The sequence below is a fragment of the Pantoea ananatis PA13 genome (genome assembly GCF_000233595.1).
Classification (GTDB): domain Bacteria; phylum Pseudomonadota; class Gammaproteobacteria; order Enterobacterales; family Enterobacteriaceae; genus Pantoea; species Pantoea ananatis.
Genome location: NC_017553.1, coordinates 38,004 through 52,991, shown reverse-complemented (window position 1 = coordinate 52,991; position 14,988 = coordinate 38,004). Strand labels below are relative to the sequence as shown.

13 protein-coding genes and 1 pseudogene are annotated in these 14,988 nt (G+C 50.1%); 7 read left to right on the top strand and 7 right to left on the bottom strand.

Features of this window, described 5'->3' with window-relative positions; all coding sequences use genetic code 11:
• Positions 1-280: 280 nt before the first annotated feature.
• A pseudogene (locus tag PAGR_RS23410) lies at positions 281-482 on the bottom strand (methyl-accepting chemotaxis protein); the annotation flags it as partial.
• 130 nt (positions 483-612) lie between these two features.
• The gene (locus PAGR_RS21770) at positions 613-906 is read right to left on the bottom strand and encodes a hypothetical protein (protein ID WP_033766331.1); all 294 of its coding nucleotides are present in this window, start codon (positions 904-906) and stop codon (positions 613-615) included.
• A 637-nt stretch (positions 907-1,543) separates the two neighbouring features.
• Here PAGR_RS21770 and PAGR_RS21765 point away from each other — a divergent pair.
• Both PAGR_RS21765 and map read left to right on the top strand, forming a co-directional pair.
• A complete protein-coding gene (locus tag PAGR_RS21765) occupies positions 1,544-1,786 on the top strand; it encodes a ParD-like family protein (protein WP_013028065.1) in 243 nt (80 codons plus the stop codon).
• Positions 1,786-2,571 (top strand): type I methionyl aminopeptidase, encoded by a 786-nt coding sequence (gene map, locus PAGR_RS21760; protein ID WP_014604588.1) that lies wholly within the window; start codon positions 1,786-1,788, stop codon positions 2,569-2,571. The genes PAGR_RS21765 and map overlap by 1 nt, the downstream gene beginning before the upstream one ends.
• 98 nt (positions 2,572-2,669) lie before the next feature.
• Here map and PAGR_RS21755 read toward each other — a convergent pair whose 3' ends face one another.
• On the bottom strand, positions 2,670-3,728 hold the full coding sequence (locus PAGR_RS21755; RefSeq protein ID WP_014604587.1) for a diguanylate cyclase: 1,059 nt from the start codon (positions 3,726-3,728) through the stop codon (positions 2,670-2,672).
• 189 nt (positions 3,729-3,917) lie between these two features.
• Entirely contained in the window at positions 3,918-4,229 is a 312-nt protein-coding gene (locus PAGR_RS21750) for a hypothetical protein (RefSeq protein WP_014333049.1), read from the bottom strand.
• A 170-nt stretch (positions 4,230-4,399) separates the two neighbouring features.
• Between PAGR_RS21750 and PAGR_RS21745 the strand changes: the two genes are divergently transcribed.
• Positions 4,400-5,086, top strand: a complete 687-nt coding sequence (locus tag PAGR_RS21745; RefSeq protein WP_014598185.1) for a RipA family octameric membrane protein — start codon at positions 4,400-4,402, stop codon at positions 5,084-5,086.
• A gap of 289 nt (positions 5,087-5,375) precedes the next feature.
• On the opposite strand, the gene PAGR_RS21740 is transcribed toward PAGR_RS21745, so the two are convergent.
• Entirely contained in the window at positions 5,376-6,197 is an 822-nt protein-coding gene (locus PAGR_RS21740; RefSeq protein WP_014604586.1) for a Cof-type HAD-IIB family hydrolase, read from the bottom strand.
• 223 nt (positions 6,198-6,420) lie between these two features.
• Here PAGR_RS21740 and PAGR_RS21735 point away from each other — a divergent pair, with 223 nt between their 5' ends.
• Complete coding sequence (locus PAGR_RS21735; RefSeq protein WP_014604585.1) at positions 6,421-7,680, top strand: DUF1479 domain-containing protein; 1,260 nt, start codon at positions 6,421-6,423, stop codon at positions 7,678-7,680.
• Positions 7,681-7,716: 36 nt separating this feature from the next.
• Positions 7,717-8,475 (top strand): DeoR/GlpR family DNA-binding transcription regulator, encoded by a 759-nt coding sequence (locus PAGR_RS21730; protein WP_014598188.1) that lies wholly within the window; start codon positions 7,717-7,719, stop codon positions 8,473-8,475.
• A 5-nt stretch (positions 8,476-8,480) separates the two neighbouring features.
• Here the strand turns inward: PAGR_RS21730 and PAGR_RS21725 are convergent, their stop codons facing one another.
• Positions 8,481-9,488, bottom strand: a complete 1,008-nt coding sequence (locus PAGR_RS21725) for a LacI family DNA-binding transcriptional regulator (RefSeq protein ID WP_014333042.1) — start codon at positions 9,486-9,488, stop codon at positions 8,481-8,483.
• Between the two features lie 312 nt (positions 9,489-9,800).
• On the opposite strand from PAGR_RS21725, the gene ascF reads away from it, so the two are divergent.
• Entirely contained in the window at positions 9,801-11,249 is a 1,449-nt protein-coding gene (ascF, locus tag PAGR_RS21720; RefSeq protein ID WP_014604584.1) for a PTS cellobiose/arbutin/salicin transporter subunit IIBC, read from the top strand.
• A 29-nt stretch (positions 11,250-11,278) separates the two neighbouring features.
• A complete protein-coding gene (locus tag PAGR_RS21715; protein WP_014604583.1) occupies positions 11,279-12,709 on the top strand; it encodes a 6-phospho-beta-glucosidase in 1,431 nt (476 codons plus the stop codon).
• A gap of 108 nt (positions 12,710-12,817) precedes the next feature.
• On the opposite strand, the gene PAGR_RS21710 is transcribed toward PAGR_RS21715, so the two are convergent.
• Entirely contained in the window at positions 12,818-14,584 is a 1,767-nt protein-coding gene (locus tag PAGR_RS21710) for a sensor domain-containing phosphodiesterase (protein WP_013028054.1), read from the bottom strand.
• Between the last annotated feature and the right edge of the window lie 404 nt (positions 14,585-14,988).

Here is a 14,988-nt window from a genome sequence, read left to right as displayed (position 1 = left end):
GCCTCGACGCTACGCAGAGAAGCTGCCCTTCCCCGTAACATTCGCCAGGAGAGACGTTTTTCTTCAAATCGGCATTGCCGTCGGGATTTTCAGAGGGGAATGAGGTGTTCACTGCCCGGCACTTAACACGCCGAAGGATGTGGGCGGGCTTTACGCGGCGCTGTGCAGCAAGCGCAACATGGCGTTGCCCCGTCATCGCTGACGAGACAACAGGAAACACGTTAATGACGGGGCGGGCGCGCTAAGCGGAGGTTTTCACCATAGCGTACATCTGCTCAGATTAAGATTGCGAGACTGGAGAGGATTCTTCGACAAATACAGCGTGCGTTTGCGTGGCAGCATCCATCTGGCTAACGGCAATACTGACCTGAAAAATGTCCTGCCTGTATTGATAAGGACAGCGAAATATTATCCATGGCATCGGCCAGCTCACCGGCCATACCGACAATTTTCAGAATACGTTTTCCGGTGCCGGTTGCCACGATGGGCTTATTCATCACATCCCTCCTGAACGAAGAGGAATACGTTATCTCCCTGCACAGATCCGCAATTGTGTTAACCTGGCAATACAATCACGTTTTTTATTGTGCGCAGAGATATCGGGATAAAACGTCAGCTTTTACTGAAGGTGTAGTTAAACACTTTGCCATTTTTTGTCTGTACCGTAAGCGTTTCACCTGCCGAGGTAGCCAGCGCTCTGGCTTTACTGTATTTCCACATCAGTAACTGTTGTCCGTTGGGATACGGGGATTCCGTATCAGGCGGGCCAAACATCGCGATCAGATCCGCTCGGGTTGTCAGGCCTGGCCTGATTTTCTGAACGGTTGCTGTATCAACATTGCGACCCACTGAGCTGGAGCATGCGGCTAGCGCAAAGATCAGGCCTGTGACGAAGAGTGCTCTCATAAGGTTAATCCCGGTGGTTAAGTGCAACGTGGACACGCGTAATCCTTTTATGATGCCGTTTTAAGGCGTAAAGCCCCGGATAAAATACCACCGCCTGCGTTAAACCTCCCGCACATTACCGCCACTCTGCACAATCCACACCGCGTCTTGTCAACGGACATCCGCAACCGGGCCTGTAACTGAAGCAGGAGCAACAATCAGACAAAAACAAATCTCTGTCTGATTGTACCCAATCCATGAATTGCAGACCTTAGCGCGATGGCCAGGACGGAACAGGCGTGATGCGTCAATATCGCAGATTTTCAACAGTAGATTATGGTTCATGATCTGCGAAGTAACATGAAAAGTTAACCTGGGTAATACCGCATAGGTTTATGAAGTTTAACCCGGTCAGAGAATGGTGTTTGACTTTGCTGATCGGTCACATCAAAGACTAACTCTGCCCGGCACGCCAATAAAGGGCGCGGGATCAGAACAGATTAAATACGCACTCAGACTGTGTCATTAAGTTAGAAATTCATCGCGCTACCGGAAGAATGGCGCTCTAGGCATTTTATGACCGGTTAATTCAGCTTTCACTGTCACCCCAAAAAGCGTAACCTATATATAAAACGTATACATTCCATATAGGCTTCGCATGGGCATTGTTAAAATATCCGATCTGATGCATGAAAACTTACGCATCGCCAGCCAGGCGATGAGCCGCTCAATAAATGCGCAGGCTGAGCACTGGTTAAAACTGGGCATGTTGGCCGAGCTGTATCCCCAGCTGACACAACACGAGCTTGCTCAAACATTAATCCGCATCGAAATGAACGGCGGTGCCGATATTCGCCAGGTACTACATCATGCCGATTTAACCCCACAAGGAGAAGTGTAATGGGGAACGTTAAGATCCATTCTGCAGAAGAGATTGAAAAAGCCCGTGCTGCCGGGCACGCTGCCGCCCAGGTGCTGGCGATGATCACCCCTCATGTACGCCCGGGGATCACGACAGAGCAACTGGACGATATCTGTCATGATTTTATTGTCAATGAACTCAACGTTACGCCCGCCAATATCGGTTATCACGGTTACACCCGTACCACCTGTACTTCCGTTAACCATGTTGTTTGCCACGGGATCCCGGCGGCCAAAACATTAAAAGAAGGTGATATTGTGAATATCGATGTCGCCATTATTAAAGATGGCTGGTATGGCGATACCAGCCGAATGTATTTTGTGGGGACGCCATCCGTGCGTGCAAAACGGCTGGTGGATATTACCTATCAGTCCATGGTTGCAGGCATTAAAACGGTTCGCCCGGGCGCGACACTGGGCGATATTGGCGCCGCTATTCAGCGCCTTGCTGAGAGCGCGGATTTTTCCGTGGTCAGGGAATATTGCGGTCATGGCGTCGGCGAGATTTATCATACCGAACCTCAAATTCTTCACTACGGCACGCCGGGCGAAGGAATGCCTTTACAGGCAGGGATGATTTTTACCATCGAACCCATGATCAATGCTGGAAAAGCAGGGACCAGTGTGCTTTCTGATGGCTGGACGGTGGTTACAAAAGATCGCTCGCTGTCTGCCCAGTGGGAGCATACCGTCGCCGTCACCGAGACGGGCTTTGACCTGCTCACGCCCTGGCCTGAAGGCACTGGCGACTATCCGGCTATCTGATACTTATGCCGCCTCAGAGGAGGCGGCATTGATGACGGTCTGGTGATGCACTACGGATGGACGTTACCGAACCCCGCGATGCGTTGTTCCGCTGGGGATCAGGCCCGCCATAATTTCAGGCCATTCCGCCCTGATCGTTTCACTTCATATAACGCTTTATCAGCGCGCCGCAGCCACTCATGTATTGAGTCGGCTTTATCAGCACTGGCAATGCCAATACTGACGGAACACCTGAACGTTACAGAAGCAGGCAGGCGTAATTGCCCAATATTTCTTTGAAGCGATTCGGCCAGTCTGATGATGTCAACGTCATTCGAATCACGGATGATAACGCCAAGTTCATCTCCGCCAAACCGTGCCGGAATGTCTTTCATACCTACGCTGTCACGTAACAGGCCGGAAATTTCAGCCAGCAAAAAATCCCCGGCTTCGTGACCGAACGTATCGTTAACGTTTTTAAAATGGTCGACATCTATCAGTATCAGATACGCTCTGGTGTCACCCCGCAAGGTGCGCAAAAGCTCGCTTTCAAGCCGGCGTTCGAACAAACGACGATTAGGGATTTCCAGACCGGGATCCATCAGCGCAATTCTCTCCAGCTCACGGTTCTTCTGACGCAGGCTCAACGTCAAATTGTGTGATACAACGCTGAGTGCCAACATATAGAATGTGGCCAGTGGAAGGGTAAGCCACGCTGTGCGCGTACTAAACTCCATCAAAACCGGCGCGCCTTCAATCGTCCATACCAGGATAAAGGCAAACAGAAATGCCTGCGCTGCAGAGAGCAGCTGAGGCCAGCCTCCTGCGGCGTAACGGTCGGCCATCAAAACCGCGATGATGACAAAGGACGGCATAGGACTCACGGCCATCAGCGCAATCCAGATACCGCCAAATGCGGCATCCAGCGTTAAATTTGAACGCTCCCGCGCGGTGGAGTCTCGTGATTTTACGGCAAGGCGGTATGCCAGATAAGGCCAGATAAGAACGTTGCTAATCAGTAATACCAATATCGCTGGTTCTTTCCCCAGTTCCAGGAGAACGGATGCAATCGGCAAAAAACATAAAAGCGTGCCAAGCTGGCGCATGGCAAACATGCGACGGACAAATCGCGTGGATCGCATTTTAAGATGGTGATCATCAGGTGAGTAATAGGTCATTCGCACGCGTAATTGACAATATATTTAGCGCAGTTTATCCACAAAAAACGCCCTGCGCTTTAATTTTTAAGACTTTTACCCTTTATTTTTTATTGCCGTTATGATGACTTATGCCGATGACTTGCCCGGGTCCACATGGCCCAACGATCCATGTTATATCGTCAGGCCTTAGCGCGACTGGGCGTTACTTTATCTTCTGCGGCCTTTAGCCACTGAGGCGGACCAGTTGAAATCGCCGACTTCGCTGGCGGTTAGCGAAGAGGGTTTCTTTTTCCTGAGCGGTTTTTTACTTTCTTTTTCTGCTTTTAACTTTTCATTAAGAAGTTTATCGGCCATGACCTGCTGACGAGCTTCGCTGTTTAACTCTTTCTCTTTTTTTGCATCAGGTTCTTTGCCGGTGCGTTGACGGTGCTTCTGCATCAGGTTTTGAAGAACTTCATTAACGGCGAGTCGCTCTTCATCACTGAACTGATCGATGGAAATCATTTTCTTGTCATTCATAATCGCTTTCCTCGTGGTGAGTTCATAAGCAGTGTACATCATGCCGTGCTCGCAAAGCGCATTACCTGCGAGTTAAGTGGCTCAGTCTGACAAGGTTAATCACGTGAAGCAGGTATCATTTCCCTTCAGGCAGACTAAAATAAGCGGAAATTTCAACGAGAATCGACGTCATGAAAATTCCCCTGCACAACGACCACAAACCTTTTATCACTGCCCTGCTGGATGAAACGGTAGAGGCGATTGAAATGCACTCACCTCAGGCTGAACATATCGAACGCGCCTTTACCGTCGCCCTCCAGCAACAGAACCGCGAAGCAGAGGCGGACTGGAAGCGCACGATAACCTTTTTGGCGCTATTCGTTTTTCTGTATGCCGCACTGGGTGCCTCATTAACGCTGGACCTGAGCCCGGCTGGCGCAAGCCACAAAAGCATTGAGTATGCTCTGGAGGCTGTTCCGGTACTGATTGCCTTTTCAGGCTTTTTTATCTCCGTACTGTATCTGTTTATTGTTCGCGCAGGTTCACGCCAACGCCGTAACTGGCAAAAAACGATTTTGATGCTGGAAAAATACACCCTCGGGAACCTGTTTAAACTGACGCACCAACAAGGCGCCGGCACCAGCAACTATTCACTCTCATCGATTATGCTTGCCCTTTCCCTGTTCATTTGCCTGACCTGGTTGATTATCTATAACTATCTGACCTTCACCACCAGCGGCGTATTCGGTAGCGTGATTTCGTTATTTATTAGCACGATGGTTTACGTCATTCTGGATATTCAACTCCTCAAGCCCTGGCTGTCCGTTGCTGAAGCGGAGCCGTCAGGCGCTGAGGATGAGAAGAAAGCGGATAAATAATGCCTGCCCGCCCGGCCTGGACCGGGCTTTCCGTGATTTTCTTGCCCAGACAAAGACGACGTCGATCTAACCGAACGGTGTTAAGAAAATCATTTAAAGTATGTTGTAACTATTACCATTAACCTGTCTTTGCATGCGGTTTCTTTGCGCGGCACTGACATCCCCTGCCAGCACCTTATACAGTCCGAAAAGATCAGAAGCAGGCAAAATAAGTGACATCGTCACGTTAAGTTTGTTTTTGAAGAGGCTCCCCTTCCGCGCTCATGATTGAAAAGCCGCCATTGCGGCGTTAATCAAAAGGGAATTCGCGCGCCAGCACTCTGGCAATGACGTTTAGCGCCCCTTCATCCTGATTGCTTTCCGTTTTAAACCGCGCAACGGCTGAAACCGACTCAACAGCATTGGCCATTGCAAAACTGAAACAGGCCTGGCGCAACATTTCGATATCGTTTGCACTGTCGCCGATGGCCACCACCTCACAATCGCTGATGCCCCATTTTTGTTGCAGCAAAGCAATACCATGTGCCTTGTGACAGCCTGGAATAATCAGGTCAATAAAGCCATAGCCGCTCGATACGGGGTGCATAATATGATCGATTTCACCGAGCTGGTTATGCAGACGATCCATCAGGCTGTCTATGCCTTCGTTGGCCAGGTTAAGCGAAAACTTAAAAATGGTGTCATCGATATCATAAAGATTATCGCGCTTTTCAAGTCGGTAATAATGATTGTTAAGCATCTGAATAACGCTGTCTGGCATTGAAGAATGGACATAAGCGCCTTTGCGTCCACAAACGACAGTGCTGATATCCGGCTCTTTTGCCAGGATATCCAACACGCGGTGCACGCTTTCCTTTGCCAGCTCACCACAAAAAATTTCATCATCGCCTTCTGATACCCACGCACCATTTTCGGCAACAAACGCAATGTCGTTTTTGATGTCAGGAAAGTAGCGCTGTAGCTGATAATATTGATTGCCACTGGCGACAACAAAGTGAATACCTTTTTGCTTTAGCAGGGCGTACTGGCGTGAAAAGCGCTGGACGTTGTACTGCTTGTTTTCGTCCAGAAACGTCCCATCCATATCCACTGCAATCATCCTTACTGCCATTGTCATCCCCCTTTTTCCCGGCCTGAACAGGCTCACTCATTTTTAAGCTTACTCGTTGAAGGGGATAATGAGAATTCCAGTCATCAAAAATCCTTCTGTTCGCTCACATTGTGCGCCAGTTCCGGTTTTCACCAACAGCAATCTGTTAAACATAGTGCTGACTTTCGAATGAAATGAAATAAACCTTCATATGTAAAATGAAAACACTGTTAAGGGCGCAGTCATGAATGTAAAGCTTCAGCACACAGCGTTACCCACGGATATTTCAGCCGCCATCCGCCAGTTTAAACAGCAGATACGTCAGCAGATTGGCGATGTTGAAGGCTTATTCAGGCAGGTTTGCCAGAGAACCGAGCAGGCGATAAGCGACGCAAAAGCGGAAGAGCGGCTAAACGGCAGCGCCTGGCCGGTTATTTCACCCGAGGAGATCACCCAAGGGCTGACGCCTGAAACCCGAGAAAGCATCAAGCGCCGTGGCTGTGTGGTGGTTAAGCAGCATTTCCCTCGGGAACAGGCGCTGGCATGGGATACCTCCATGCTGCGTTACCTGGACGAAAATCAGTTTGATGCACAGTACCGCGGCCCGGGCGATAATTTCTTCGGCAGCCTGGAAGCATCCCGCCCTGAAATCTATCCCATTTACTGGTCTCACGCACAAATGGAGGCGCGCCAGAGTCCTGAAATGGCCCAGGTGCAGTCATGTTTAAATCGCCTGTGGACGTTTGAATCCGGGGGCCAGCAATGGTTCGATCCGGACGTGAATCTTATCTATCCGGATCGCATTCGTCGGCGACCGCCAGGAACGACCTCGAAAGGGTTGGGCGCACACACTGACTCCGGCGCGCTGGAACGCTGGCTGTTGCCCGCTTACCAACGCGTTTTTCGATCGATTTTCGACGGCAATCTTGAGCATTACGACCCGTGGCATGCTGCACATCGCAGCGAAGTGGATGAGTTCGATGTTCCTGATACCACAAAATGCTCGGCTTTCCGGACGTTTCAGGGCTGGACGGCGCTGTCCGATATGATGCCGGGTCAGGGCTTACTGCACGTGGTTCCCGTACCGGAGGCCATTGCATATGTGCTGCTGCGCCCATTGTTATCGGATGTCGCTGACGATGAATTATGCGGTGTTAAACCGGGGCGCGTACTCCCGATTAGTGAAAAATGGCACCCGCATTTGGTAAAAGGATTATGCTCCGTACCGGCGATCACCGCAGGCGATTCGGTATGGTGGCACTGTGACCTGATTCATGCGGTCGCACCGGTTGAAAATCAACAGGGATGGGGAAACGTTATGTATATTCCCGCGGCGCCAATGTGTGATAAAAACCGCGCTTATGCGCATCAGGTGGCGAGTGCACTTGAGCAGGGTCATTCCCCTGCTGATTTTCCGCCTGAACATTACGAGGCCGGCTGGAAGAACCGGTTTACCCTCGCCGATCTCAATTCGGTGGGTAAACGTGGACTGGGTTTAGCCTGAAACCAGTGAGACTCAACGTCAGAGCAGAGAACCATGATGAATACGCGTCAGCAGAAAATTATTGAACTGGTTAATACCCGAGGCAACGTCGCCGTCAGCGAACTGGCTGAGCTGGCCGGTGTGTCGGAGGTTACCATTCGCCAGGACCTCAACCTGCTGGAAGAAAAGCGGGTTTTACGTCGGGTTCACGGTGCGGCTCAGGCATTAGACAGCGACGACGTTGGCGTGCGAATGCATACCCGCTATGGGATAAAACTGGCGCTCGCCCGTTATGCAGCCGGGCGGATTAACGATGGCGAATCTGTATTGATCGAAGGCGGCAGCACCAACGCCCTGCTGGCACGTATGCTGGCCAGCCGCAAAAATTTGACGTTAATCACCGTAAGCCATTATATCGGCCATCTGCTTAAAGACGCGGCCTGTGAAGTCATTATTCTGGGCGGCATGTTGCAAAAGCGCAGCGAATCAATGACGGGGCCCTTAACCCGGTATTGCGTACAGCAAATGCACTTCCATAAGGCCTTTATTGGTGCAGATGGCTGGCACCCGGAAACCGGCTTCACCGGCCGGGATATGCTGCGATGTGATGTCGTGGATGCCGTGCTGGCTAAAGGTGCAGAAAGCTACGTTCTGACCGATAGTTCTAAATTCGGGCAGATCCATCCTTATCCCCTGTCTTCCGGTTTTCAGCCCGGTCACGTCATTACGGAAAAGGGGCTTTCTCAGGACGTGGTGGCCGGACTCGCGGCGCAAGGTATCGGGTTAATACAGGTCGCGATCGACTCAGCACAGTAAAGGCATCAGGTGATGCCGGTAATGGAATCACGCACAACGAGGCTGCCCTGATAGGGAGTAAACGGCGTTAATTCACCGCCATCCAGCATAAAGACCAGTCGATTAATGGTGTCATTGATCATATCGGTAACGGGAAATTTAACACTGGAGAGCGCAGGCGTTATATAAGGGGCCAGCGGAATGTCATCAAAGCCAATGACCGAGACGGTTCCAGGTACAGCAATATTATTTTCTGTAAGCTGTTTGATCGCCCCGATAGCCATTTCATCATTGCTGGCGACGATAGCACTAAAGGGCTGTCCGCTCGCCAGCAATGTTTTCACCGCCAGCATCCCACTTTGCGCCGTCCATTTGCCCTGCACAATTAGCTGCTGATTAACTGCGATTCCCTGGGTGTGAAGCGCGGTTTTATAGCCCGCAAGTCGCTCCTGACTGGTCGGCGAATCCAGTGATCCCGTAATAAATGCAATATTACGATGGCCCTGTTCAATCAGGTAACTGACGGCCCTCTGGCTGGTTGCCTGCTGATCGCTGTAAATACAGAAGCTGTCATTGATTCGCAGACGACGATTAATGACCAGCACAGGCTGCTTGTGCTGCGAAATAATCGCATCCAGCTCGTCGATGCTGAGAAAACGCGGATAGATGATAACGCCATCGCAACGTAAATCGAGCAGAAACTGGATGGCAGCGCGCTCCTGCTCAGCGGTATGTTTGCCATCGGCCAGGATCAACTGCCGATTTTGCTGCTCCATAATTCTGGCAGAGTGAGACATTAACTCACTGAAAATGTTGCCACTGTACAGTGTATTGGTTACAACCAGCCCGATGGTTTGGGTACTTTTATTTGCCAGATTACGTGCCAGCAGATTAGGTCGATAGCCTGTCTCCGCAATGGCCAGCAAAACCCGTTCCCGCTTCTCCTGCCCTACATAACCCTTACCTGACAACACCCGCGAAACTGTCGCTTTTGAGACGCCGGCGCGTTTTGCTACTTGTGAAATGGTTGTCATGTTATCGCTGCCAGAATCTTCTGAGTAAATGGAGTTTACCTAAGCCTTTCATTATTTGAAATATTTAGCCTTAATGTCGTGCCGCCTGCTTCGCCACTCAAAGTGATTATCATCACAAAAATAACATCAGCCTATTTTACACTCTTGTTTAAAAGGTGAAATCTCTTCATGATTTTGTGAAACCGGTTTCCTATTTAGCCGCACCGTGGGTCAGATGCAGAGTAAGGCAGGCTGACTGGCGAAGTAAAACAACAACACGACGGCCAGAGCGGAAACCCGAGCGCACTTTCCTCTTCCCTACGAGATAAAATCATGCCAGGAAATTATGCAGAGATTTCACAGGCTATCGTCAGTAAGCTGGGTGGCCTGACTAATATCAGTGCGGTAACCCATTGCATGACCCGCCTGCGTTTTGTGGTGAAGGACGACCGTCTGGTTGACCTTGCCGGCCTGAAAGCCATTGACGGCATCATGGGCGTTGTTCATACCGATACTCAGTTACAGGTGATTATTGGCAATGAGGTAGCAAAGGCTTATCAGGCCGTGCTGGCATTAGGCGAACCGCAGTCAGACGGCGCCGCGCCCGTAAAACGCAAAATGACGCTTAAAAGCGTAGGCGCCGGCATTCTGGATGCGCTGGTTGGCACTATGTCACCGCTGATTCCGGCTATTATCGGCGGTTCAATGGTCAAGCTACTGGCCATGATACTGGATATGGCTGGCGTATTTGAGAAAGGCTCATCAACCCTAATCATACTTAACGTGATAGGTGATGGTGCCTTCTTCTTTTTGCCCATTATGGTGGCTGCGTCTGCCGCGCTGAAATTCAAAACCAATATGTCACTGGCTATCGCCATTGCTGGCGTGCTGGTACATCCCAACTTTATTGACCTCATGGCTAAAGCCGCACAGGGACAACACGTCGACTTTGCTTTTATCCCGGTTACGGCGGTGAAGTATACCTATACGGTAATACCGGCGCTGGTGATGACCTGGATTTTGTCTCACATCGAACGCGGGGTGGATCGTATCACCCCTGCAGTGACAAAAAACTTCCTTAAGCCTATGTTGATCGTGTTGATCGCCGCGCCGATCGCCATTGTATTGATTGGCCCGATTGGTATCTGGATCGGCAGCGGGATTTCCGCTCTGGTTTACACTATTCACGGTTATCTGGGCTGGCTTTCTGTGGCCATTATGGGTGGGCTGTGGCCGTTGCTGGTCATGACAGGTATGCATCGGGTTTTTACTCCCACCATCATCCAGACCATTGCCGAAACGGGTAAAGAAGGCATGGTGATGCCTTCTGAGATTGGCGCCAATTTATCGCTTGGCGGCTCGTCGCTGGCGGTGGCCTTTAAAACAAAAAACCGCGAATTACGTCAAACCGCGCTGGCGGCGGCGGCCTCCGCTATTGTGGCTGGCATTTCCGAACCCGCTCTATACGGCGTGGCAGTGCGATTAAAACGCCCTTTGATTGCCAGTTTGATCAGTGGATTCATCTGCGGTGCCGTGGCCGGCATAGGCGGTCTGGCCAGCCATTCAATGGCTTCACCGGGTTTATTTACCAGCGTCCAGTTTTTTGACCCGACCAATCCCCTGTCGATTGTCTGGGTTGTCGCGGTAATGGTACTTTCCGTGGTGCTGTCGTTCATTCTTACCCTGATTCTGGGTTTTGAAGATATTCCAGAAACCACCCGCCCGGCGCCATCACAACCTGGCGCATCCCCCGAACAAACGAAAGCGGCTAACGCCAGCTGATCATTAATGACCCTGTTAAAGAGGATTTCATGTCTGAAGCAACATTCCCTGAAGGCTTTTTATGGGGCGGTGCCTTATCCGCCAATCAGTCAGAAGGCGCTTTTCTTGAAGGCGGTAAAGGACTCACTACCGTTGACATGATCCCCATTGGCCCCACGCGTATGCCAGTGAAGCTGGGGCAGGAAAAACGCGTTGAGTTGCGCGATGACGAATTCTATCCCAGCCATACTGCGATCGATTTTTATCATCGTTATCGGGAAGATATTGCCTTGATGGCAGAAATGGGCTTTACCGTCTTTCGCACCTCAATTGCGTGGAGCCGTATCTTTCCGCGTGGCGATGAAAGCACGCCGAATGAACAGGGCCTGGCTTTTTATCGTGATTTGTTCACCGAGTGTCGTAAACATGGCATTGAACCTTTAGTGACGATCTGCCATTTTGACGTTCCCATGCATTTGGTTACGCAATACGGTTCGTGGCGAAATCGTAAAATGATTGAGTTTTTTGCCCGCTATGCCCGCACCTGTTTTGACGCATTTGATGGTTTAGTTAAGTACTGGCTGACCTTTAACGAAATTAACATCATGCTGCACAGCCCATTTTCGGGTGCCGGATTGGTGTTTGAACCTGGTGAAAACAGTGAGCAGGTTAAATATCAGGCAGCTCACCACGAACTGGTCGCGAGCGCCCTGGTGACAAAAATCGCGCATGAAATCAACCCTGATAATCAGGTGGGATGCATGCTGGCTGGTGGCAATTTTTATCCCTGGTCGAGCAAACCTGACGATGTCTGGGCGGCGCTACAAAAAGATCGTGAAAACCTGTTTTTCATTGATATTCAGGCGCGAGGTGCTTATCCCGCCTACGCTGCGCGCCTTTTCCGCGAAAAAGGGATTCAGATTGAAATGGCAGACGGTGATGCGGATATACTCAAGCATACCGTCGATTTCGTGTCGTTCAGCTATTATGCATCCCGATGTGCTTCGGCCGAGATGAATGACAACAATAGCAGCGCGGCAAACGTGGTGAAATCCCTCACCAACCCGCATATTCAGCGGAGTGAATGGGGCTGGGGCATCGATCCGCTTGGCCTGCGCATCACCATGAATATGATGTATGACCGTTATCAGAAGCCGCTTTTCCTGGTCGAGAATGGCCTGGGCGCACGCGATGAGTTAACGGAGAAAGGCGAAATTATTGACGATTATCGTATCAGCTACCTGCGCGAACATATCCGGGCGATGGCCGATGCGATCGGAGACGGTATTCCTGTTATCGGCTATACCACATGGGGCTGTATCGATCTGATTGCCGCATCAACCGGCGAAATGAGCAAACGTTACGGGTTCGTTTATGTGGATCGTGACGATCGTGGAGAAGGCACGCTGGCCCGGCGGCGGAAAAAGTCCTTCTGGTGGTATAAAAAGGTGATAGCAAGTAACGGCAGGGATTTGGATTAATCGTACAGCGCGCTTCAGCCTCTTAGCCGACTGAAGCGCTGCTGGCAAAACGCCCTGAAGCAGGCAGTCCTGCTTTTCAGGTGACAGCGACTGTCGCCTTCAGGGCATTTACTTCTGCAGCAACCAGTGTTCGATATCGCTGGCCGGCAGCGGCTTCGAAAAGAAGTAACCCTGTATCTGATCACAACCGTATTGCTTCAGCAAACTCAACGTGGCTTCAGTTTCAACGCCTTCTGCCAGTACCGTATAGTTCAGCTCTTTCAACATCATGATAATACTCCGCACGATGATTCTTGATGCATGATCGCCATCCATTCGGCCAATTAAAGACATATCGACCTTAATGACATCTAGCGGTATTTCCTGCAGATAACTGATATTACTGTAGCCCGTACCGAAGTCGTCCAGTGAAATAACAAATCCCTGAGCTTTAAGCGCCTCCAGCCCGTTAATGGCGATATCACTCTCCGTAATGAGCTCGTTTTCCAGACACTCAATGCCCAGTAGTGCTGTCGGCAAGGCTGCCGCCTGCATTTTACTGGCTAAGCCAGAAGCAAACTCTGGTCTGGAAAAGTCACGTTCGCTGACGTTCACGGATACCGGGATAAGTTCAAACTCGTTGTTCCATTGCTTAAGCTGAATAATGACGCGATCGATAACCCAGTCAGTGAGGACAGAAATCAGGTTGGTTTTAATGGCCAGCGGTATAAAGTCGGCCGGAAACAGTTCGCCTCTCTCCGGGTGGTGCCAGCGGATCAAAGCCTCAAGCCCTACGGTTTTTCCCGTTTTTAAACAGACCTTTGGCTGATAAGCGAGGTACAGGCCTTCATCTTTTTTAAGCGCCTGAGCCAGATCGTTCATAATCAAAAAATCTTCAGTGCGACGCGAATCATAAGCATGATCGAACGTCATGGCGCCCATGTTTTGATGGATACATTCGTGTAATGCACTAACCGCCTGGCGCACCACTTCATTCGCATCGATGTCGCGGGAAACAAACTCTGTCTCACCCGTATAAACATCAATATCAATCGTAATGTTATCCGCTAAATCTGCTTTAAGGCTGGTTAATACCTCAACGGTGCTTTGCGCATTATAACCACCAAGATAAGGTTGTATTAACGCAAACCGGCCGGGCGCAAATGAATACAGCATGTCATCTGACTGCAGTTGAAGACGAACACCGACCAGTCCGGCAATTTGTCTGAGCAGGTTTTCTACCGGCGCAATGCCAAAAGTACGGGATAACTCATACGCCTGTGGAATATCAAGACAGTCGATGAGGATCAGGCGAAAACGACGATCGGGATTATTGACGGCCAACTGCTGCATGTCGCGAATAAGTCGGGGCCGGTTGGGTAAAAGCGTGATCAGGTCCGTGAAACTGGCAAGATTCCAGGCATCCAGAAAAGAACTAACCAGTTTTGCCAGCGACTTTAAGGTGTCCAGTTGCTCATCACTAAACGTATGAGGCTTTGTGTCGGTCACGCAAAGCGTGCCTAAAACCAGCCCTTCCAGATTAGATAACGACACGCCTGCATAAAACCGAATGTGCGGCTCACCCTCAACAAGTGGATGAAAGGTAAAGCGGTTATCCTGTAATGTGTCCTGCACAACGAGCTGTCCGTCACCGTCAATCACGTGACGACAAAGGGAAACTTCTCGTGCGGATTCTTTAAGATTGAAATTACGGGAAACCTTAATATATTGATTTTTATCATCAATAATAGAAATAAAACTGCCTGAAATGCCCAGTACCTGCGCGGCAAGATGAACAAACTTTTCCAGCACCTCATCCCTGGTGACATCAGGTGACAAAAGTGCTTTAACCGCTTTGAGACGATTTTCGTCATTGCCACTTTGATTATTGTGCACAACAGCCTCCCCTTGTGCGGGTGCAAAAACGCAGAAACTAATTTAGCCTAAATTTAAATATTTAGCGCCCTGTTAAAGGACGATTTATCGCAAACAAGGGCTATGCGAGACTGTATAACATGACCGGAACTTTTTTCTAAGATTTTTAACGAGAAACCGCGCCGTCAGCCTCGCGCCTGGCGTTTTCAGCTATGTCGATATCACACATGACTGCAAGCCAAAGTGAAGCAATCGCGCCAATAAACGACCTGATTATTCCGGGCATATTTATCATTCACCTCATCAAAAGCGCAGCTGCCTGCCTGAATAACCGCAGGCTATAACATGAAATGCGTTCAGCTGTTGCGTTTACCGCTCTGTCAGCGATCTCTTCAGATCGTTTTGTGTAACGCGTTACCGCCTCC